At 69.3% G+C, this 19,962-nt stretch carries 17 protein-coding genes; 10 read left to right on the top strand and 7 right to left on the bottom strand.

The annotated features are described in order from the left end of the window. The first annotated feature begins 176 nt into the window (after positions 1-176). Genes BOX37_RS15550 through BOX37_RS15535 form a run of 4 tightly spaced genes read left to right on the top strand, consistent with a single transcriptional unit; the run spans position 177 to position 3,905 of the window. Positions 177-1,445 carry a class I SAM-dependent methyltransferase gene (locus BOX37_RS15550; RefSeq protein WP_071928276.1) on the top strand — a complete coding sequence of 423 codons (1,269 nt, stop codon included), beginning with the start codon at positions 177-179 and terminating at the stop codon, positions 1,443-1,445. Continuing rightward, positions 1,445-2,221 (top strand): glycosyltransferase family protein, encoded by a 777-nt coding sequence (locus BOX37_RS15545; protein ID WP_071928275.1) that lies wholly within the window; start codon positions 1,445-1,447, stop codon positions 2,219-2,221. The genes BOX37_RS15550 and BOX37_RS15545 overlap by 1 nt, the downstream gene beginning before the upstream one ends. Further along, positions 2,218-2,868: a PIG-L deacetylase family protein gene (locus BOX37_RS15540; protein ID WP_071931540.1), complete on the top strand. Its 651-nt coding sequence runs from the start codon at positions 2,218-2,220 to the stop codon at positions 2,866-2,868. Before BOX37_RS15545 ends, BOX37_RS15540 begins: the two co-directional genes overlap by 4 nt. Positions 2,869-2,870: 2 nt before the next feature. Then, the gene (locus tag BOX37_RS15535) at positions 2,871-3,905 is read left to right on the top strand and encodes an NAD-dependent epimerase/dehydratase family protein (RefSeq protein ID WP_071928274.1); all 1,035 of its coding nucleotides are present in this window, start codon (positions 2,871-2,873) and stop codon (positions 3,903-3,905) included. Here BOX37_RS15535 and rfbC read toward each other — a convergent pair. Then, on the bottom strand, positions 3,883-4,446 hold the full coding sequence (gene rfbC, locus BOX37_RS15530; RefSeq protein WP_071928273.1) for a dTDP-4-dehydrorhamnose 3,5-epimerase: 564 nt from the start codon (positions 4,444-4,446) through the stop codon (positions 3,883-3,885). The genes BOX37_RS15535 and rfbC overlap by 23 nt on opposite strands. A 14-nt stretch (positions 4,447-4,460) precedes the next feature. Between rfbC and BOX37_RS15525 the strand changes: the two genes are divergently transcribed. Then, the gene (locus BOX37_RS15525) at positions 4,461-5,576 is read left to right on the top strand and encodes a class I SAM-dependent methyltransferase (RefSeq protein WP_071928272.1); all 1,116 of its coding nucleotides are present in this window, start codon (positions 4,461-4,463) and stop codon (positions 5,574-5,576) included. Between the two features lie 18 nt (positions 5,577-5,594). Here BOX37_RS15525 and BOX37_RS15520 read toward each other — a convergent pair whose 3' ends face one another. The 6 genes from BOX37_RS15520 to BOX37_RS15495 are packed head-to-tail and all read right to left on the bottom strand — an operon-like array spanning position 5,595 to position 12,527. After that, positions 5,595-6,698 carry a glycosyltransferase family 4 protein gene (locus BOX37_RS15520; RefSeq protein WP_240505359.1) on the bottom strand — a complete coding sequence of 368 codons (1,104 nt, stop codon included), beginning with the start codon at positions 6,696-6,698 and terminating at the stop codon, positions 5,595-5,597. Continuing rightward, entirely contained in the window at positions 6,685-7,716 is a 1,032-nt protein-coding gene (locus BOX37_RS15515) for a glycoside hydrolase 5 family protein (RefSeq protein ID WP_156910420.1), read from the bottom strand. Before BOX37_RS15515 ends, BOX37_RS15520 begins: the two co-directional genes overlap by 14 nt. Then, the gene (locus BOX37_RS15510; RefSeq protein WP_071928271.1) at positions 7,661-9,268 is read right to left on the bottom strand and encodes an oligosaccharide flippase family protein; all 1,608 of its coding nucleotides are present in this window, start codon (positions 9,266-9,268) and stop codon (positions 7,661-7,663) included. Before BOX37_RS15510 ends, BOX37_RS15515 begins: the two co-directional genes overlap by 56 nt. Continuing rightward, entirely contained in the window at positions 9,265-10,326 is a 1,062-nt protein-coding gene (locus tag BOX37_RS15505) for a glycosyltransferase family 4 protein (RefSeq protein WP_071931537.1), read from the bottom strand. Before BOX37_RS15505 ends, BOX37_RS15510 begins: the two co-directional genes overlap by 4 nt. 5 nt (positions 10,327-10,331) lie before the next feature. Then, a complete protein-coding gene (locus BOX37_RS15500) occupies positions 10,332-11,696 on the bottom strand; it encodes an O-antigen ligase family protein (RefSeq protein ID WP_071928270.1) in 1,365 nt (454 codons plus the stop codon). A 3-nt stretch (positions 11,697-11,699) separates the two neighbouring features. Beyond that, positions 11,700-12,527 carry a glycosyltransferase family 2 protein gene (locus tag BOX37_RS15495; RefSeq protein ID WP_071928269.1) on the bottom strand — a complete coding sequence of 276 codons (828 nt, stop codon included), beginning with the start codon at positions 12,525-12,527 and terminating at the stop codon, positions 11,700-11,702. A 269-nt stretch (positions 12,528-12,796) separates the two neighbouring features. On the opposite strand from BOX37_RS15495, the gene BOX37_RS15490 reads away from it, so the two are divergent. From BOX37_RS15490 to BOX37_RS15470, 5 genes are all read left to right on the top strand, one after another. Beyond that, on the top strand, positions 12,797-13,948 hold the full coding sequence (locus BOX37_RS15490; RefSeq protein WP_156910419.1) for a GumC domain-containing protein: 1,152 nt from the start codon (positions 12,797-12,799) through the stop codon (positions 13,946-13,948). A gap of 89 nt (positions 13,949-14,037) precedes the next feature. Further along, on the top strand, positions 14,038-15,204 hold the full coding sequence (locus BOX37_RS15485; protein WP_071928267.1) for a GNAT family N-acetyltransferase: 1,167 nt from the start codon (positions 14,038-14,040) through the stop codon (positions 15,202-15,204). Further along, a complete protein-coding gene (locus BOX37_RS15480) occupies positions 15,204-16,535 on the top strand; it encodes a glutamate-1-semialdehyde 2,1-aminomutase (protein WP_071928266.1) in 1,332 nt (443 codons plus the stop codon). The genes BOX37_RS15485 and BOX37_RS15480 overlap by 1 nt, the downstream gene beginning before the upstream one ends. Continuing rightward, positions 16,532-17,644 (top strand): glycosyltransferase, encoded by a 1,113-nt coding sequence (locus BOX37_RS15475; protein WP_071928265.1) that lies wholly within the window; start codon positions 16,532-16,534, stop codon positions 17,642-17,644. The genes BOX37_RS15480 and BOX37_RS15475 overlap by 4 nt, the downstream gene beginning before the upstream one ends. A gap of 276 nt (positions 17,645-17,920) precedes the next feature. Beyond that, positions 17,921-19,945 (top strand): SDR family oxidoreductase, encoded by a 2,025-nt coding sequence (locus BOX37_RS15470; RefSeq protein ID WP_071928264.1) that lies wholly within the window; start codon positions 17,921-17,923, stop codon positions 19,943-19,945. Positions 19,946-19,962 lie beyond the last annotated feature (17 nt).

The raw sequence follows: 19,962 nt of genomic DNA, 5'->3' as shown, positions 1-19,962 counted from the left end.
GACGGGCGCTGAGCTGGTCCAACTCCGAAACATATCACGGACAAGTTTCCGTCCCAGCTGTTTCAGGAGGCCGTTCCGGCGCCCTCGCTGTAACGTCTGAGCCCGTCGGGCCGACGTTCGGCATGTCCGGCAGCGGTGCGGGACGATCTCGCGAACGTGCAAGAAGGTGGGGCCCCGTGCAATGTCGACTCTGTGATTCCGATCGACTCACGAGCGTGCTCGATCTGGGTGCCACGCCGCCGTGCGAGAGCTTCCTCGCCGCGGACGACCTCGACCTGCCGGAGGCGACGTATCCGCTGCACCTGCGCCTGTGCCAGGACTGCCTGCTGTTGCAGATCCCGGCGCTGATCACCCCCGAGGAGACCTTCACCGAGTACGCGTACTTCTCCTCGTACTCGCAGAGCTGGGTGCGCCACGCCGAGCAGTTCGTCGCCACCGCCGTCGAGCGGCTCGCCCTCGATACCGACTCGTTCGTCGTCGAGGTGGCGAGCAACGACGGCTACCTGCTGCGCCACGCGGTCGCGCGCGCAATTCCCTGCCTCGGTATCGAGCCCTCGGTCAATGTGGGCGCGGCGGCGCGCGCGGCGGGGGTGCCCACCGAGACAACGTTCCTCGACGAGGACTCGGCCGCTCGGGTGCGCGCCGAGCACGGTCCCGCCGATCTGGTGGTCGCCAACAATGTCTACGCCCACATTCCCGATCTGCGCGGCTTCACCCGCGCCTTGCGCACCCTGCTCAGCGACGACGGCTGGCTCAGCATCGAGGTGCACCACGCGCTGAACCTGGTCCAGCTCGGCCAGTTCGACACCGTCTACCACGAGCATTTCCAGTACTACACCGTGTACTCCGCGCAGCGAGCCCTGGCCGTGGCCGGGCTGACGGTCGTCGACGTGGAATTGCTCGACACCCACGGCGGCTCGATCCGGCTGTGGGCACGCCCCGAGCCGGTGGCGGTGGCGACACCGCGGGTCGCCGAGGTGCTCGATCTCGAACGCGCGGCCGGGCTGCACGATCCGGCGGGCTACGCCGAGCTGGGCCCGCGAGCGGAGTCGGTGCGCCAGGAGCTGTTGCGGTTCCTGCTCGACTGCCGGGCGGCGGGCAAGCGAGTGGTCGGCTACGGCGCGCCCGGAAAGGGCAATACGCTGCTGAACTACTGCGGCGTCCGGCCCGACCTGCTCGAGTACACCGTGGACCGCAACCCCTACAAGCACGGTCGCTACACCCCCGGCACCCGGATTCCGATCCATCCGCCGGAGCGCCTCGACCTCGACCGGCCCGATGTGGTGCTGGTCCTGCCGTGGAATCTGGAATCCGAGATCACCGCCCAGCTCCACCATGTCGGGGAGTGGGGCGGCGAACTGATCTATCCGCTACCGGTGCTGCATCGCGGCGTACCGATGGGCGAGCCGGTCGCAGCCGGTCTCGCCGACACGAAGGTGAACTGATGAAGGTCGTTTTGTTCTGCGGCGGTTACGGCATGCGCATGCGCGGCGGTTCCGACGACGTCGTTCCCAAACCGATGCAGCTGGTGGGGCCGCGCCCGCTGCTGTGGCACGTGATGCGCTACTACGCGCACTTCGGGCACAAGGAGTTCGTGCTGTGCCTGGGTTACGGCGCCGAGCACATCAAGAACTTCTTCCTCACCTACCAGGAGTCGGCGTCCAACGACTTCGTGATCCGCAACGGTCAGGTGGAACTGCTCGGCAGCGACATCAGCGACTGGTCGATCACCTTCGTCGACACCGGCGTCGAGTCCGCAATCGGTGAGCGGTTGCGCCGGGTGCGCGAGCATCTCGACGGTGACGAGTACTTCCTGGCCAACTACGCCGACGTCCTCACCGACGCGCCCCTGAACACCATGATCGAGCGTTTCCACGAATCGGGTGCGGCCGCGTCGATGATGGTGGTGCCGCCGCAGTCCTCGTTCCACTGCGTCGATCTGACCCCCGCCGGTGAGGTGAAGGAGATCATGCCGGTGGCGCGTATGCCGCTGTGGGAGAACGGCGGCTACTTCGTGCTCAGTCAGGAGATCTTCGAGCTGCTGCCACCGGGCGGCGACCTCGTCGCCGACGCGTGCGGTGCGCTCGCCGGGCAGGGCAGGCTGTTCGGCTATCAGCATCTGGGCTTCTGGAAGCCCGCCGACACGTTCAAGGAGCGTGCCGAACTCGACGACGCCTACCGCAATGGTTCCCGGCCGTGGATGGTGTGGGAGTCGGCGTGATCGGGCTGTTCACCCGCCCGCCGCGCCGGATCGCGGTGCTCGGCGCGCACTGCGACGACATCGCGATCGGCATGGGGGCGACGCTGCTGGCACTGACCGGGGCCGATCCCGAGGTCGAGGTCCGGGCGCTGGTGCTCTCCGGTGCCGGAACCGCGCGCGAAGACGAGGAGCGCGCGGCGCTGACAGCGTTCTGTTCCGGCACGAAACCGCAGCTCGAGGTGCTCGACATCCCCGACGGGCGCGCGCCAGCGCACTGGGACCGGATCAAGGACGCGCTGGCCCGGTTCCGGCGCGACGGCGACGACGAGGTGGTGTTCGCCCCGCACCGCGGCGACGCGCACCAGGACCACCGGCTGCTGGCCGAGTTGGTGCCGACCGAGTTCCGCGACCACCTGATCCTCGGCTACGAGATCCTCAAGTGGGAGACCGACACTCCGGCACCCACGCTGTACCACCCGATCAGTACCGAACTCGCGCAGGAGAAGTCGCGACTGCTGCACGAGCACTATCGGTCACAGACGGGCCGCGACTGGTTCGACGACCAGGCCTTCCTCGGGCTTGCCCGGCTGCGTGGCGTGCAGTGCCACGCACCGTATGCCGAGGCGTTCGTGCTCGACAAGGCGATCATCAGATGGGAACAGAAGTGAACATGCGGGTACTGGTCACCGGGCACCAGGGCTATCTCGGCACCGTGATGGTGCCCGTGCTCGAGGCGGCGGGTCACACGGTCACCGGCCTGGACATCGGCTACTTCGCCGACTGCCTGCTGGGCGAGTTCGCCGGTGATCCCGAGGGGTTGGCGGTGGACCTGCGTGAGGTCACCGTGGAGCAGTTGCGGGGTTTCGACGCGGTGATCCACCTGGCGGCGCTGTCGAACGATCCGCTGGGCGCGCTCGCGCCCGAGATCACCTACGACATCAACCATCACGCCTCGGTACGGCTGGCGCGGCTGGCCAAGGAGGCCGGGGTGCGCCGGTTCCTCTACGCCTCCACCTGTTCGGTGTACGGCGCGGCGGGCACCGAGCTGGTCACCGAGGACGCGCCGCTGCGCCCGATCACGCCCTACGCGCAGAGCAAGGTGCGCGTCGAAGACGATGTCGCCGCCCTGGCCGATGACGATTTCACGCCGGTATTCCTGCGCAACGCCACAGCTTTCGGCTTCTCGCCGCGTCTGCGCGCCGACATCGTGCTCAACAACCTGGTCGGCTACGCCGTGCTCACCGGTGAGGTGAAGGTGCTTTCCGACGGCACACCGTGGCGTCCGCTGGTGCACGCGCGTGACATCGCGACCGCGTTCGCGACCTGCCTGACCGCACCCGCCGCCGACCTCTCCTGCCGGGCGTTCAACATCGGCTCCGAGGTCAACAATCTGACCGTCGCCGAGATCGCCGCCGCGGTGGTCGAGGCGGTACCGGGTTCGCGCCTGCTGATCACCGGCGAGAGCGGCGCCGATCCGCGCTCGTACCGGGTCGATTTCTCTTCCGCGCGTGAGGTTCTCGGTTTCGAGGCACAGTGGACGGTGCCGGCGGGCGCGGTGGAACTCCGCACCGAGTACACCGCGCGCGGGCTCACCGCCGAGGCGTTCTTCCAGCGGTTCACCCGCCTGCCGCACCTGCAGGGGCTCTGTGACGCGGGGGTGCTCGACGCGCGATTGCGGCGGATCAGTGCGTCGGCGTCAGCGTAGCGCGCAGCGCGGCCCAGCTCCCCGCCTCGGCGTCGCGCGCGGACACGAGCCCGGCGGGCAGCGGCCAGTCGATCGCCAGCTCGGGGTCGTCGTAGGCGACGCCGAGATCCTCGGCCGGATCGTGCGGGCGATCGATGCGGTAGCAGACATCGGCGAGCTCGGTGAGGGCCTGAAAGCCGTGCAGGAAGCCCGGCGGCACGTAGAGGTGGTGGAACCGCTCGTCGTCGAGCCGGAAGGCTTGCCGCGCACCGAAGGTCGGCGAGTCAGGGCGGATGTCGACGAGCACGTCGTACACGGCGCCGTGCGCGCACCGCACCAGCTTGGCTTCGCCGCGCCCGCCACGTCCGTGCATGCCGCGGATCACCCCCCGCACCGACCGCGACTGCGAATCCTGCACGAACGCCGCCGCCGCGCCGTCGATGCCGAGGTGAGCGTCGAACTCGTGGGCGTCGAAGGTCCGGGTGAACAGGCCGCGATCGTCGCGGAACGGTTCGGGCACCAGTACCACCACGTCGGCCAACTCTGTCCGCTCGATTCGCACGGGGCAATCCTGCCATGACCCGGCGCTGCCGTGGCTGCGGCGAATCCACGCTCACCACCGTGCTCGACCTCGGCACAGTGCCCGCGGCCGACCACTTCCCACCACACGACTCACCTCCCGACCCGGCCGAGACCGGTCACGGGCTGCGGATGGACCGGTGCGACGACTGCGGTTTGGCGCAACTCGCCGACGATGACACTGTCACAGCCGAACCCCACGGCATCGAACCACAAGCCCTGCGCGACCAGGCGGCCGACGCCGTGCGTCGCGTCCACACCGCCGGACTGCTCCGTGGATCGACAGTGACCGAGTTCGGCAGCCCGCACGGCGGAACCTGGCTGCCGCTACTCGCTCAGCGCGGCTTCGTCGAGCGACCCGACGGCGCGGCTGATGTGGTCCTCGACTGCTTCGGGATCATGCACGAACCTGACCAGCGGGCGGCGTTCGCGGCGCGGGTGGCCGCCACCGCGCCCGGGGGCGTGCTGCTGATCCAGTACCATTCGCTGGCCGCGATCGTCGCACAGGGACAGTGGAATGCTCTGCGGCACGGCCATTTCGCCTACTACTCGCTGGCGACGCTGCAGGCGCAGCTGCGGGCAGCCGGGATGAGTCTGGTCACCGCGTGGGAGTTCGATCTCTACGGCGGCACCGTACTGGTCGCCGCCCGGCACGGCGTCCACGCGCCCGATCCGACAGTCGGGCGAGTGCTCGCCGCCGAGGAGGCCGCGCTCACTCCCGCGGCGATCGCCGCCGTGCAGGAAGTCGTCGACCACCACGTGCGCGGGTTGCGTGACTGGCTGGAACACGCTGCGGCACAGGGTAAACGGGTCTACGCCTATGGCGCCGCCTCGCGCGCCGTCGCCCTCCTGGCCATGGCGGGTACCCACCGCGGCCTGCTCGCCGGCGTCGCCGACGCCTCGCCCGGAAAACAGGGCTGCCGCATGCCGGGCACCGATGTGCCCATCATCTCCCCCGCCGCCCTCGTCGCCGCCGACCCCGACCTGGTGCTGTTGACACTGCCCGACCTGCTCGCCGAGGTCTGCGCCGCGCTGCCCTCCCTCGACGGCCGCTGGATGATCGACGATCCCGCCGGCCCCCGCCCACCCGATGCCGAGGACGTCTCCATCTGATCGACACGGGCCTGGCGTCTATCGCTCGTACTCGGAGCCGAGCATCATGTCGAGCATCCTCGGCTCCGTCTCGGACCGGTCGTGGCAGGCGGCGACGCGGGCACGACCTGCCTCGCTCAGTTGTACGCGCAGCTGCGGGTCGTCCACGAGCCGCTGCAGGGCGGCGTGCAAAGCGATCGGGTCGTCGGCCGGTACGCACAGTGCGACGTCCTCGGTGACGTTGCCGCCGTGGTCGGTCGCCACCACGGGGACACCCAGACTCATGGCCTCCAGCACCACCAGCGGACCGGCCTCGGGCAGTACGCTCGCCGACACCAGGATGTCCCATTCGCGCAGGGCCGCCCAGGCGTCCACCCGACCGAGAAAGCTGACCCTACCGGCCAGATCCGCGCGCTGCGACCGCTCCCGCAGAGCGGCCAGGTACGGTTCGTCACCTGGGTGGGCCGTTCCCGCGATCTCAACGCTGATCTCGGGAAGTCCCGCGGCCGCGGCCAACAGCACGTGCTGGCCCTTCCACTCGGTGATCACACCGAGAATGCCGACCACGAGCGGCGTGCGCTCGACCATGGGGACCGGTTCGACCGGCCACACCACCCCCTGCACAGCGACCTGCACCTCGAAGCCCAGCTGCCGCACCGGCGCGGCGGCGCGTTCGGAGACCGCGACAGCGCGGTGGACCGCCGCGCGCCCCACCCTGGCCACCGTCACTTGACGGCGGCTGGCCAGCACATCGTGCACCAGCCACACCGCGGACCGACGGCGCGGCAGTGCCAGCGCCACGGCGGGCAGGGCCATGGTCGAGTTGACGATGATCTCGGCACGATCACTCCGCGACAGTGCCCGGAGCACGACCGCGGCCCGCAACCAGTGCCGTGCCATCGTCGCCGCGGCGAGGAGCCGTCGACCGCCCCGCTGACCCGCCAGGCCGAGTTCTGGAATCCGCACGTGACCGGCCGACGCGGGCAGCAACTCGCGAAGCGGGCCCTCGGGACAGGCCACCCGCACCCGGTGCCCTCGGCTCAGCGCCAGGTCCACCAGGCCGAGCATGACCTTCTCCGCACCCGAGGCCTGGGCCGAGTGCGCGACGAACACGAGATCGCGCACCACGTCATCGGCCGACACGCAGGCCCTCCGCTCGTGCGCGCAGAACCGCCACGGCAGGCTTCTCGGTGTAGTCCCGCCGGAGCACGCCGAAGTTGTCCTCGAGATCGTCGCGGTCGTCACCCGCGTCGACCAGCGAGTACACGAATACCGGGCCGACCTCGTGGAGCTCGGCGATCATGTCGAGTCCCCGATCGAGGATCTCGGCCTGCCGAAGCTCGCTGACCGCCCGCGCGCCGGTCCCGGTCGGCGCCCCGAATTCGGTGGGCCACAACAACTTCGCCTGGTCGCCGCGCTCGTCCATGATTCGCCTGATCCACGTCAGATTCTGAAACGCGTTGTACCAGGCCGGTGAATCCGGCAACTCCGGGTAGGAATAGGGATGCATCGCGATTCCATCGAAGTCGGCGTCGGCACCGAGTGCGTAGAGCGACTCGACGAACGAGGTCGGCGAGATGTCCCGGCCGTTGTTCGTCGACGGCGCCAATCCGCCGACGATGACCTGACCGTGCGGCTGGCGCGCGCGCACCGCCAGCGCCGCCTGCCGCAACAGGTGCGCGTACAAGCCGACATCGGGTGCCGGTGCGAAGAACGCGGTGACATTGGGTTCGTTCCAGATCTCCCAGTGCGAGATCTGGTCACCGTAGTGATCGACGGCAGCGCCGGCGAACTCCCCGAACAGCACCGGATGCGGGGCGGCTTTGCTGCCGCCGACCCCGCCGTGCGGCCCCGCCCACGCCGGCGCGTAGGTGAGAATGGCCAGCACCGACAGCGCGTGCGCGCGCGCCGCGCGCACGACCCGATCGGTGGCAGTCCAATCCTTCTGTCCGCGAACAGGTTCGATCAAGGCCCAGTCGATGTCGAGACGAACCCAGGTGGCACCGGCACCCGCGACGATCGCCATCTGCCGATCCAGTTCGGCGGCATCGAGCCGGAGCCAGGAGTGCCCGCCGGAGATACCGAGCCCGGCACGGACCGGCGGGTCATTCATCGCGGTCGGCGCCGGTGCGCAGCCGAGCATCATCGCGGTGGCGACCATCGCGGTGCACACCGCTCGCGCGATTCGCCACAGTCTCATCAGCTTTCGGACCCCGCAGGTTTCGTATCGTCAATCCATCGGTTTTTCGCAGGATGCCTCCGGCGAGAAGAAGATATATCAGGCAGGCGGCGACCGAGGTGAGAATCCACGGAGGCCCCCAGCTCTGGTCGATTCGGGTCGCCGCGACGATCACCACCCCGGCGACGCCACCGATCATCGCCACCGTGGCGATCGGCACCAATCGGCGCAGCCGGAGCGTGAGCACCAGGGCCAGCCACACCGCGACCAGCAGCACCACCTGCGCCAGCAATCCGGCGATGGCGGCCCCCTCGAACGACAATCGGGAGATCAGCGGCCACGACACACCGAGATTGACGGCGAGGGCCGCCAACGCGATCCACGGAATCAAGTGGTTCCGGCCGGTCGCCATCAGCGCCACCAGGCCCAGGTGCGCGAGCGCCCCGAGGAGCCCGCCGACGATCTGGATCCGGCTGGCGTCGACGGCGGCATCGAAGTTCGGACCGAACAGCAGCGCGACGACCTGGGTGGCGACCGGCCAGAAGGCGACCAGCGCAGTGAGTCCGAGAGCGATCACCGCGACAGTGGCTCGGCGGAAGTACTGGCGGAAACGATCCGGGTCAGACGGCCACAGCGCGATCAGCAGGGTCGTCATCGGGGCGACCACAGCGATCGCCGCGGTATCGACCAGGTCGGCGAACTTCATGCCGATGGCGAAAAGGCCGACGGACTCGAAGCTGTCGAAATGGCCGAGCAGCAGCAGGCCCACCTTCTGCAGCATGATGATCAACGCGAGGCCGATGCTCAAGGGCAGTGCCTCGCGCAGCATCTCGCCCCACCAGCGCAGTTCGACGCGCCGAGCGGGGACGGGTCCGCCGTGACCGCGCGCCACCGCGACGATCTTGACCGTGACCGCGACGACCTCGTACAGGAGGGCGGGTACCACGACGACCAGCAGGGTGGGTGCCCAGAGCACCGCCACCACGGTCAGCGCCAGTTGCACGGTGCGGGCAAGGGCTTCGGCGGCGGCGACCAAGGTCAAGCGCATGGTCGACTGGAACAGGACCGTCAGGGCGTGGCTGGGTGTGGCGATGACCACCACCAGCCCGGCGATCGCGGTCGCGGCGATCACCTCGGGCGGACAGCGCAGCACGAACACATAGGCCATGGCGAGCCCGTAGCCCAGCAGACCCAGCACCGTCCGCAACATGATGAACGACGTGGCGATCTCAGCCGATTCGGCGGGGTCGCCGTGCACCAGTTTGCCGATGACCGCTCGGCCGACGCCCAGGTCGGTGATGATGGCGAGCATCCCGAGCAGGCCGAAGACGAAGGAGAAGTATCCCCATTCGACCGCGGGCAGCGCGCGCGCGATCAATGTCGTGCCGAGCAGGCCGAGTACCGCCGCGAAGATCCGGCTCGCCAGCATGGCCGCGGTGTTGTTCGCCGCGGCCCGGCCCGACAGCGCGCGCGACCGGGATTCCAGGGGCCCGGGCGGGTGATCGGTACCGGGGGGCGCGGCTTCGGCGGTCACGGTAGCAGCCCCGCGGTGCGGTAGGCGGTGACCGTCGCCTCCGCCGTGGACTGCCAGCTCAATGCGGCCGCCGCGACGAGACCGCGATCACGCAGGTCCTGATTGGCGCTCTCGTCGTGCAGCAGCGGCCGCAGCGCCCGCACCCAGGCTTGCACGTTCGTCTGCTCCACCAGTACCGCGCCGTCGCCGCAGACCTGGGGCAGCGCGCCGACGGCACTCGCGACGACCGCGCCACCGCAGGCCATCGCCTCGACCGGGGGCAGACCGAATCCTTCGTACTGCGAGCAGTACGCCACCACGGTCGCGGCCGCGTACAGCGCGGGCAGATCGGCGGTGTCGACGTAGCCGAGCCCGAGCGCGGACCGGGGTGCCGCGGGCCCGTCGGACCCGCCACCGGCCAGGACGAGGGGAATGTCGAGCAGGCGTGTCGCCTCGTCGAGCATGGCGACCTGCTTGCGCGGCTCCACGGTGCCCACCTGCAGCACGAACCGATCCGGCAGCCCATACCGCGCGCGTACCTTGTCCACGGCCCGTTCCTCGGGCACCCGTGCCCATGTCGCGGGGGCCAGTGGCACCACCACGGCCTCGCGGCCGAATCGGTCGGCGATCCGCTGCGCGGTGAACTCCGAGACCGCGATGAGCAGATCGGCCCGGCGCAGCGCCGTCCGCACGAGGAGTTGCTCGCCGCCCGCCCGATAGCGGCTGAACGCCCACGGCACATCGAAGACCGACAGATCGTGCACCGTGGCGACAGTGGCGCGCGGACCCGCCAGTGGCACATCGACATCGAGCCCGTGGAACAGGTCGAACCCGCGCAGGGGCGCCACCCCGTGCCAGGCGCGACGCGCCCCCGCCGCGACCGGCCGGGTCAGGGCGGCGATACCCGAGGGCAACACCGGGGCGGCATCGGCCTGCACCAGCGCCGACAATCGCGACTGCGGCATCACCCCGACCAGCCGGGCCAGCAGCTCCCGCTGGTAGGTCGCGACTCCCGCACCATCGGGGCGGTAGGCAAGCGCGCCGAAACACACTGTCGCGCTGCGCTTCTCATTGCTCATGCTGTTCACGACACCTGCTCGGGTACGGCATCTCGCGCACCGGTCTCGGACGCGGACTGCTGGGTGAGGGCGCAGCCGAGAACCCCGGCCAACAACCAGAAGTAGAAATCGCTCGGGAAGATCTCGAAGTAGCTCGAGGCCACCGCCGATACCGCGCAGGCCAGCACCGAGGCCGCGATGCCTAGGGCGAGGGCCGAATCGGGGCCGCGCATCGTGCGGGCACCACGGATGGCCATCAGCCAGATCACCACCAGGATCACCGCGAACAGCCACAGCCCGATCGGGCCCAATTCGATGAGGAGCTTCATGTAGTAGTTGTCGGGCTGATAGGGGCGGCCGTAGATCTGGACTTCGCCGGTCGCGTAGGGAAGCTTCTCGGCCATTGGACCGAGTTCCTGGACGAGCTGACGCGCCTTCGCGGCGCCGGTCGAACCGAGTCCGTCACCGAACGGGTGGCTCCCGATCGACTGCATGACCGAGTTCCACCCGGTGCCACGATCGGCGAGGCTCGACGACGAGAACAGCGAACTTCGGGCCTGCGAGGACATCGCGAAGGCCCCGACCACGATGAGGCCGACGCCACCGAGCAAGGCGTACTTCAGCTCTTGCCGATAGCGCACCACCGCCAGCACGAGCACACCGACCAGCAATCCCACCAGTGCGGCCCGCACGACGGTGGCCGCGAGTCCGACGAGCAGTATCGGCGTGGCCATCAAGAACATCCGATTACGCGGCCGCCTGGGGTGCGCCATCGCGACCGACCCGCCGACCAGCAGCACCGTCACCAGATAGAACGCGAACGGGAACGGCTGATTGAAGGTGCTGAACGAGCGCAGCACGCCACCGGCGAAGCGAATCGTCTCGTTGTACTCGTAACCCATCCGGGCCAGGCCCGCGCCACCGATCGCCTGCTGCGCCACACCGAAGGCCGCGATGCCGACCGATTCCACCATCATGATCGTCACCAGCAGATCGCGGTCGCGCGCGGTGAACGGCCGCAGGTAGAGGATCAGCGGCACCACGACGAAGTAGAAGAACGTGATCTTGATGGCGAACAGGCCGAGCGTTCCGGCGGTGACGAACGCCGAGATCACCCCGAAAACGCACAGCGCCACACCCACCGGCCACCACGCCAACGCGGGGCGTGGCTCCGCGGGCCGGTGCGGAACGAACGCGGCCACGGCGAGCGTCAGGACCAGCAGCAGTTCCTTCCAACCGGTGACCTGGAGCCAGGCGGGCGCGATCTCGAGCAGGCCGTTGAACGGAACCAACGCCGCGACCAGCAACAGTCCGCGCTGCGGCCGATCCCAGATCCAGCGCAGAAACAGCCAACCCAGCGGAATGGCGGCCAGATACCACGGGGAGCCCATGCCTCAGCCTCTCCGCACGAGGTATTCGATCCGCGCGACCAGCCGCACCAGCGCCTGGCGCACCACCGCGCCGTCGCCGATCACGACGTCCGAGAGGCCGACCAGGTCGCGATGTGCGCGCCGGTGATGATGGTTGAAACGCACCACGTCGACGAGTTTGCTCACTGTCGAGGTCGTGGACGAATGGTTGAACAACGACGCTCGATTGACCGCCAGCACCTGATCGTGACCGAAGAACGCGCCGGTCGCGCACGCCCGCGCGACGAGGTCCATGTCCATGGCGTACAGGAAATCGGTCCGGACGCCCCCGATCGCCTCGATGTCGCGGCGGCGGAACATCAGCGCCGCCGTCGGGCACACGTCGTCGGGCAGCGCGCGAACCAGCGCACCCAGCGCGGTCCGCGACGAGCACCGGCCGATCAGTGGTCCCAACCCACGGGCCCGGCTCAGCGTCACGCCCTCGTCATCGATGATGTCGAATTTCGCCCCGGCCACCGCGATCTGCGGGTCCTGCATCGAGCCGACCTGTTCGGACAGGCAGCGCGGGGTGATCAGATCGTCGGCGCAGACCAGCTTGACCAGTTCACCGGTGGCCAGGCCGAGTGCCCGATTCCAGTTCTCGGCCATCGGCACCACGTTGGTGTTGGTGTGCAGCCGGATTCGATGGTCGTCGAAGGCCCGCACCAGGTCACCGGTCCCGTCGGTGCTGGCATTGTCGACCACGACGATGTCGAAATTCTCGTAATCCTGAGCACGGATCGATTCGAGAGTCTCGACAATCGTCCGTGCCGCGTTGAACGCCGGCACACAGACCGACACCCGAACCCCCACCAACGATCAATCCTCCAGCGATCTCCGCACCACGAATCAGCGACGTCGCGGGCCCGTGTCGTGCAGACTACGTGTCGAGCGGAAGACAACCACACCGACGTGCACGAATTGTGCCAGGTTTTCCGGCGCGGTGGTGTTTCGTCGCGATCGCTGGTGGGTAAAGTGTCCGACGCCACGGCGCACCCCCTCGCGGCATACCAGAACCCGAGATAACATCGCCAGGATTCGGGTGTGCGGAGTTTGAGGGAAGTGTGAGGGAGACCGGCGTCGTGGACACGAAGGACAAGGACGGTCCAGCGAATCCGCCGGTCTCCGGAGTGAATATCGCCGCGCACCTTCGCGAACTGCTCCGGGCCCTGCCGATCGCCCTCGTGATCGCGGTTCTGGTGGGCGGCGGCGTGTGGCTGGTCCGCGACCGCGGCGAGCGCACCTATGAGGCGAGCCTCACCGCGCAGATCTCCCAGCAATCCATCGGCGCGGTCTTCAACGAGTTGACCCAGCCCTACATCGTGATGATCACGCAGGACCGGGTCCTGTCGGATGTGGTCAAGAACGGACTCGCCTCCTCGGAGGCGGATCTGCGCCCGCGAGTCTCGGCGATGACGGGCCCGGCGCCGTCGCTGTTGATCATCAAGGCGCAGGCCGATTCGCCCGTTCACGCCGAGCGTTTGGCGCTGGCGGTGCAGCAGTCGCTGGACCGGACCGCGTCCCAGATGCGGGCCGAGGCCATTGCCCGGTCGACGGCGGATCTCGAAGTCCACCGCCGAGTGGTCGAGGATACCTTCACCGAGCGGCTGGCCGATGATCCGCTGCGACCGGAACTGAGCTTCGACGCCCGCGACGTCGCCCGCGAGATCGAGTTCCGCCAGGTACTCGGTATGGCACGCCTGACCGTGATCGGCAGCCCCCGTTCGGAGCTGGTCGCACCCCACCCGGTCCAGGAAGGTCTGTTCGCGGCCCTCGCCACCCTGATCATCGTCGCGGAGGCCATCGTGCTCGCCCGAGGAGCCCTCGGGCGGCGGCGCAGTGGCAAGCCCGACACCGCGGGACCGACGCCGCCGGCCGCCGGTGCCGAGACCGGGCCACCTGGCATGTCGGCTGCGGCACCGACCACGACCGCCGCTGCCGCGGCAGACCTGCCGGTCGCCACGCCAGCGGCTCACCCCGCTGCGCCGAATCGCGCGGCTCCGCCGGCGACCGCAGCTCCGAGGGCTGCGCCCGTTCCCCGCGCCCACCCCGCGCCGAAAGCCGTCGGCACCCCGGACAACCAGCGGGACAATCAACGCCCCGCGCAGCCCTCGGCGCCCTACGATCCCGAGACCACGGTGCTCCCCCGCGTCCGGCCTGTTCGCGCCGCCCCTGTGCCGCCCTCCACCGGAACCCGCAACGACTCGTCGCCGAGCGGCCGCTCACCGAACTGAGTCACGGTGGACCGAAAGTGAGACATCCCCTGTTGTCCCGGACGACGACATCGTATGGTCAGCCCGCCGCTGACCTGTCACGGATCACGATGGGCCCCGTCGACATCGGTGCCTGCGTCATTCGGCTGCGGCGTCCACAGTTGTCCGACGCGGCGCTGTGGCACGAGATCCGACTACGTGACCGTCGCTGGATCGAACCGTATTCGATCAGCTCACCGCTGGATTGGGAACGTCGTCACCTCCCCCGACGGTGGGCTCGTGAGTGCTTTGTCGCGTGGGCCGACATGCGGGCCGGACGTCGCTACTCCGGGGTGATCGAGGTCGACGGACAGTTCGCGGGACAGGCGGAGTTCTACATCGTCGACAAGGAATCGCGGACTGTGGAATTCAGCGGGTGGATCGACTCGCGCTGGGCAGGCCGCGGCGTCATGGTGCAGACGAGCGCGATGGTGGCGAACTACCTGTTCACCTCGCTCGGGATCACCCGGATCATCGCGCCGATATCGCTGGACAATGCTGCCGCCATCCGGTGTGTGCGAAGCCTCGGCTTCCAGCGGGAGGCCACGATGGCGTTGTCGTTCGATGTCGGTGGCTCACCGCGAGATCACGCGCTGTGGGCGTTGACCTCGGCCGACGTCCCGGATGCGGGGTTTCCCGGCATCGAGACAGCCGCGGTCCGGCAGTCCGCGGCCATGCCGACGGCGCCGCGCCGAAGCGGAGGGCCGTCCCCGGCGGTGGTCGCCCTCGCCGCCGGTCGACTCCTCGCCTGGCAGACCTGGCAACGGCTGCGATGGCGGCCGCGCATCGAACCGGCGTCCCTGGCGGTGCCGAACCACCCGGCCGTTGTCGTGCACACGCTCGCACCCCTGGGTCGGCGTCGCACACCGCGGTCGCCGACGGAACTGATCCTGGTGCTGCGGGTCGACGGTCGTCACGCCGGTGAATTCCGGCTCTACGAACCGGATCTCCCGGGCCACGCGCTCGGTCTGCACTCCTGGGCCGACCCCGACCTCGCCGATATCGGCGTGCGCGCGGCCGCCCTGCGCCAGGTCGTCGATTTCGGATTCACCGTGCTGGGTCTGCGACGGATCTCGGCGGAGATTCCCACCAGCGACCCGGTATCGCTGTCCGTCGCCGCCGCCGCGGGCTTCACGCACGAAGGCGTGCTCCGGGACCATCGTGGTCCCACCGGTCTTCGCACCGACCACGCACTGTGGGCGAGAACAACACCCACGACCGACGAACGGGACAGTTGATGCGTAGCTTCGAACGCAGCACCGCGATCCAGGCCCGCCTGCACGATCTGATTCCCGGCGGGGCCCACACCTACGCCAGGGGCTCTGATCAGTACCCCGACGACATGGCACCGATTCTGGTGCGCGGCAAGGGTGCTCGGGTCTGGGATGTGGACGGCAACGAGTTCGTCGAATACGGGATGGGGTTGCGGGCGGTGACCCTCGGCCACGGCTTCGAGCCGGTCCTGCGCGCCGCGGCGCTGGCGGCCGCGGACGGTCTGAGTTTCACCCGGCCGTCCGAACTCGAGCTCTTCGCCGCCGAGGATTTCCTCGCGCTCGTGCCCGGCGCCGACATGGTGAAGTTCGCCAAGAACGGCTCCGACGCCACCACCGCCGCCGTACGCCTGGCACGGGCCGTCACCGGCCGCGACACCGTCGCGATCTGCGATCAGCCGTTCTTCTCCGTCGACGACTGGTTCATCGGCACCACCGACATGGCCGGTGGCATCCCGACGGTCGACACCGTCAAGTTTGCCTACAACGACCTCGACGCGCTCGCGGCGATCCTGGCCGACGGCCGGGTGGCGGCGGTGGTCATGGAGGCCGCGACCGCGATGGCCGAACCACTGCCCGGATACCTCGAAGGCGTTCGCGCACTGTGCGATCAATACGGCACGCTGCTGGTGTTCGACGAAATGATCACCGGCTTCCGCTGGTCGGCAGGCGGTGCCCAGGCCGTGTACGGGGTGACACCGGACCTGTCGTGCTGGGGCAAGGCGATGGGCAACGGCTTCCCGATCTCGGCGCTGGCGGGCAAGCGCGAACATCTGGAACGCGGCGGCCTGCGCACCGACCACGACCGGGTCTTCCTGCTGTCGACCACCCACGGCCCGGAGACCGCTTCGCTGGCCGCTTTCCGGGCGGTGGTCCAGACCTACCGCACCGAGAACCCGGTGGCACGGATGGAGCGGGCGGGACGGACACTGGCCGAGGGCGTGAACGCTGTCGCCACCGACCTCGGGATCGCCGATCACCTGCAGGTTCGTGGACGGCCGTCCTGCCTGGTCTTCCGCACGCTCGACGCCGAAGGTGAACCGTCGCAAGCCTTTCGGACCCTGTTTCTGCAGGAACTGCTCGTCCGCGGGATTCTCGGCCAGTCGTTCGTCACCTCCGCCGCCCACGATGCCGCCGCCGTCGACGCCACGATCGCGGCGTGTACCGAAGCGGCCGAGGTCTATCGCCAGGCCATCGAACGCGGCACTGTCGACGGTCTGCTGCGCGGCCGACCGGTCGCCCCCGCCCTGCGTCGTACCGCGGCGCCCCGACACCTCGAAACGAGCACCTCCCGATGACCCGTGTCGCCATCGTGCACGAACGCTTCACCGAGTTCGGCGGATCCGAGGCGGTGGTCGGCGAATTCGTCCACACCTGGCCGGACGCCGAGGTCTTCGCCCCGATCGTCGATCCGGACGGTCTGCGCGAACCCGTGCGCACCGTGCACGACACCTGGCTCAGCCGGGCGCACGCCTACACCGGTGGTCGACACGCTCCCCTGCTGCCGCTGGTGCCTCGCGTGCTACGTCGAATGCCGTTGCGCGACTTCGACATCGTCGTCGTCAGCCATCACGCTTTCGCCACCCAGGCGGCCCTGGCCACCGACGCCCCGGTGGTCGCCTACGTGCACAGCCCGGCCCGCTGGGCCTGGGACCGCGAATTCCGCGCCCAGGAGGCCGGTGGCCGGGCGGGCCAGCTCGCCCTCGGCGCGCTCGGCACCCTGGCCCGCCGGGGCGAACTGCGGGCCGTGCCGCGCCTGACGCATGTGGTCGCCAACTCCCACGCCGTCGCCCAGCGCGTTACCGACTGGTGGGGCCTGCCCGCCTCGGTGATCAACCCACCGGTCCAGGTCGACCGGTTCACCCCCGATCCCTCCGTGGTCCGCGAGGACTTCTTCCTCTGCGCGGGCAGGCTGGTCCCCTACAAGCGTGCCGACCTGGCCATTCGCGCGGCCCAGCAAGCCGGGGTTCGCCTGGTCGTGCTCGGCGAGGGCCGGTTCCGAGCCCAGCTCACCGAGCTCGCCGGATCGGAGACGACCTTCCTCGGCGCGACCTCCGCCGAGGTACTGCAGGACATGTACCGCCGCTGCCAGGCACTGCTCATGCCCGGCGTCGAGGACTTCGGCATCGTCCCGGTGGAGGCGATGGCGTGTGGCACGCCGGTGCTCGCCGTCGGCGCGGGCGGGGCCCTGGACACAGTGCGTCCCGGCGTCACCGGAGAGTACGTCCCGGCCGGGTCCGACGATGCGGTGGTGGCGGCCCTGGCCGAGCGCATGCGGGAGTTCCGCTCGGCCGCCTACGATCCCGCGGTCATTCGCACGCACGCCGACACCTTCGCCCCCGAGGTGTTCCGCGCCAGGATGGCCGAGACCGTCGACGAGGTCGTCACCGCCCGCTCGCGCGGGTAGCGACGAGTTGTCCGAAACTCCCAGTTACTGAAATTTCCTGTCACACATACCCTTTGACCTGCGGTGATGGGTGACAATTCCCACACGGCACCGCGCCGCCATCAGCTTGCCCGGCTAGGTTACTGGCGAGTACGGTTAGCGCAGCCGGGACGACGAAGTGCCCGGTTTCTCTTCCAGCCACTGGCGCTGGACCTCAACCGTTGATGCCCGCATCCACCGCCGCATGCCGGATCACTGTTGCGCGACACCGTGTTTCGAACATTTTCAGGAGGGGCGATGGTTTCCTACATCGTGACAGGCGGTACCGGATTTCTTGGTCGGCGAGTGGTGCGGGGGCTGCTCGCGGCCGACCCCACCGCGATCGTGCACGTGCTGGTGCGTGCCGAATCGCTGACCAAGTTCAACGACCTCACCGCGCAGCACCCCCACGGCGATCGCGTATTCGCCCTGGTCGGCGACCTGACGGCCGAGGGTCTCGGCCTCGGCGACGAGCCGCCGCGCGCCGATCACGTGTTGCACCTGGGCGCGGTCTACGACATGACCGCCGACGAGGCGACCGCGCACGCGGCCAATGTCGCGGGCACCCGCTCGGTGATCGAGCTGGCCCGCCGCCTCGACGCCGTGCTGCACCACGTGTCCTCGGTGGCCGTCGCGGGTGATCACCGCGGCAAGTTCTTCGAGGAGGACTTCGACCTCGGCCAGAACCTGACTTCGCCGTATCACCGCACCAAGTTCGCCGCCGAGAAGCTCGTCCGCGAGGCCACCGACGTGCGCTGGCGGGTCTACCGGCCCGCGGTCGTGGTCGGTGATTCGCGCACCGGCGAGATGGACAAGATCGACGGTCCCTACTACTTCTTCTCCGCCATCTCGGCCCTGGCCGCACTGCCGGCCGACCTGCCGTTGCCGCTGCCCGATCTGGGCGCGACCAATGTGGTGCCGGTCGACTACGTGGCCGAGGCGATGGTCCGGCTGGTGCGCCGCGACGGTCTCGACGGCCGCACGTTCCACCTGGTCAACCCGGACCCGCAGCCCTTCGGTGAGATCTACCGCGCCCTCGCCCAGGCCGCGGGCGGTCCGGTCGGCATCGGCACCGTTCCCGGCAGTGCTCGCGCGCTCACCGGGCTCGGCCAGGTGCCCGGTGCGCACGCGGTGCGTGACTTCCTCTTCGAGCAGGCGGGGATTCCGGCCGAGGTCGCCCCGCACATCGGGTTCAACGCGCAGTTCGTGGCCGAGTCCACCCAGGCGCAGCTGCCCGGTCTCACCGTGCCCGCCTTCGACACCTACGCCGGGCGCCTGTGGGACTTCTGGCGCGACAACCTGGCGCCGCACCGTGGGCGGCCCGCCGCCGACGCGGACCGGCTCGCGGGCCGGGTCGTGCTGATCACCGGTGCGTCCTCGGGCATCGGTCTGGCCACCGCGCACGCGGTCGGTCGTCGCGGCGCGACCGTGCTGATGGTCGCGCGCGGTGTCGACGATCTCACCGCGGCGGCCGAATCCGTGCGTGCCGCCGGCGGCACGGCGTTCGCCTACCCGTGCGACATCACCGACGCGGTCGGCGTGGAAACCCTGGTGAAGCAGGCACTCACCGACCACGGCCACGTCGATTACCTGATCAACAACGCGGGCCGCTCGATTCGCCGTTCGGTCGCCAACTCGGTGGACCGTATGCACGATTTCGAGCGGACCATGGCGGTGAACTACTTCGGCGCGGTGCGGCTGATCCTGGCGCTGCTGCCATCGATGCGCGAACGGCAGTTCGGGCACATCGTCAACATTTCCTCGATCGCCGTGCAGACCAAGGCCCCGCGCTTCGCCGCCTACGCCGCGAGCAAGTCCGCCCTGGACAACTTCAGCGACATCGCCGCCGTCGAGAACCGTGGTGACGGAGTCGGTTTCACCTCGATCCGGATGCCACTCATCCGCACCCCCATGATCGCCCCCACCGACCTCTACCGCGCCCTGCCCCTGCCCGACCCGGACCGCGCCGCCGATGTGGTGGTCCGCGCCCTGCTGGAACGCCCCGACCGCATCGACACGCCCGTCGGGACCTTCGCCCAGGCCGTCGAGATGTTCCTGCCCTCGGTCAAGCGCACCATCATGCACACCGGGTTCCGCCTCTTCGGCGAATCCACCGCCGCCAAGGGCAAGCCCGCCGCACTCCCCGGCGAACCCGACCAGACCGAACCGGCCGAGCCCACCCGCAACGCCCTCACCGCCTTGGCCCCGGTCCTCACCCCCCTCATGGTGATGCCCGGCTCCGCGGCCCGCATGAGCCGCGTCCTGCCCGGCGTGCACTGGTAGTCCTACACCACACGAAA

It is taken from the genome of Nocardia mangyaensis (genome assembly GCF_001886715.1).
GTDB lineage: Bacteria > Actinomycetota > Actinomycetes > Mycobacteriales > Mycobacteriaceae > Nocardia > Nocardia mangyaensis.
Note: the sequence above shows the minus strand (reverse complement) of the source record. Positions and strands in the feature narration are given on the sequence as shown.

Coding starts and splice junctions, on each gene's coding strand:
- BOX37_RS15470 (WP_071928264.1), top strand. CDS start 17,921: ATGGTTTCCTACATCGTGACAGGCGGTACCGGATTTCTTGGTCGGCGA.
- BOX37_RS15505 (WP_071931537.1), bottom strand. CDS start 10,326: ATGAGCAATGAGAAGCGCAGCGCGACAGTGTGTTTCGGCGCGCTTGCC.
- BOX37_RS15545 (WP_071928275.1), top strand. CDS start 1,445: ATGAAGGTCGTTTTGTTCTGCGGCGGTTACGGCATGCGCATGCGCGGC.
- BOX37_RS15535 (WP_071928274.1), top strand. CDS start 2,871: ATGCGGGTACTGGTCACCGGGCACCAGGGCTATCTCGGCACCGTGATG.
- BOX37_RS15500 (WP_071928270.1), bottom strand. CDS start 11,696: ATGGGCTCCCCGTGGTATCTGGCCGCCATTCCGCTGGGTTGGCTGTTT.
- BOX37_RS15480 (WP_071928266.1), top strand. CDS start 15,204: ATGCGTAGCTTCGAACGCAGCACCGCGATCCAGGCCCGCCTGCACGAT.
- BOX37_RS15515 (WP_156910420.1), bottom strand. CDS start 7,716: ATGGTCGCCACCGCGATGATGCTCGGCTGCGCACCGGCGCCGACCGCG.
- BOX37_RS15485 (WP_071928267.1), top strand. CDS start 14,038: ATGGGCCCCGTCGACATCGGTGCCTGCGTCATTCGGCTGCGGCGTCCA.
- BOX37_RS15525 (WP_071928272.1), top strand. CDS start 4,461: ATGACCCGGCGCTGCCGTGGCTGCGGCGAATCCACGCTCACCACCGTG.
- BOX37_RS15475 (WP_071928265.1), top strand. CDS start 16,532: ATGACCCGTGTCGCCATCGTGCACGAACGCTTCACCGAGTTCGGCGGA.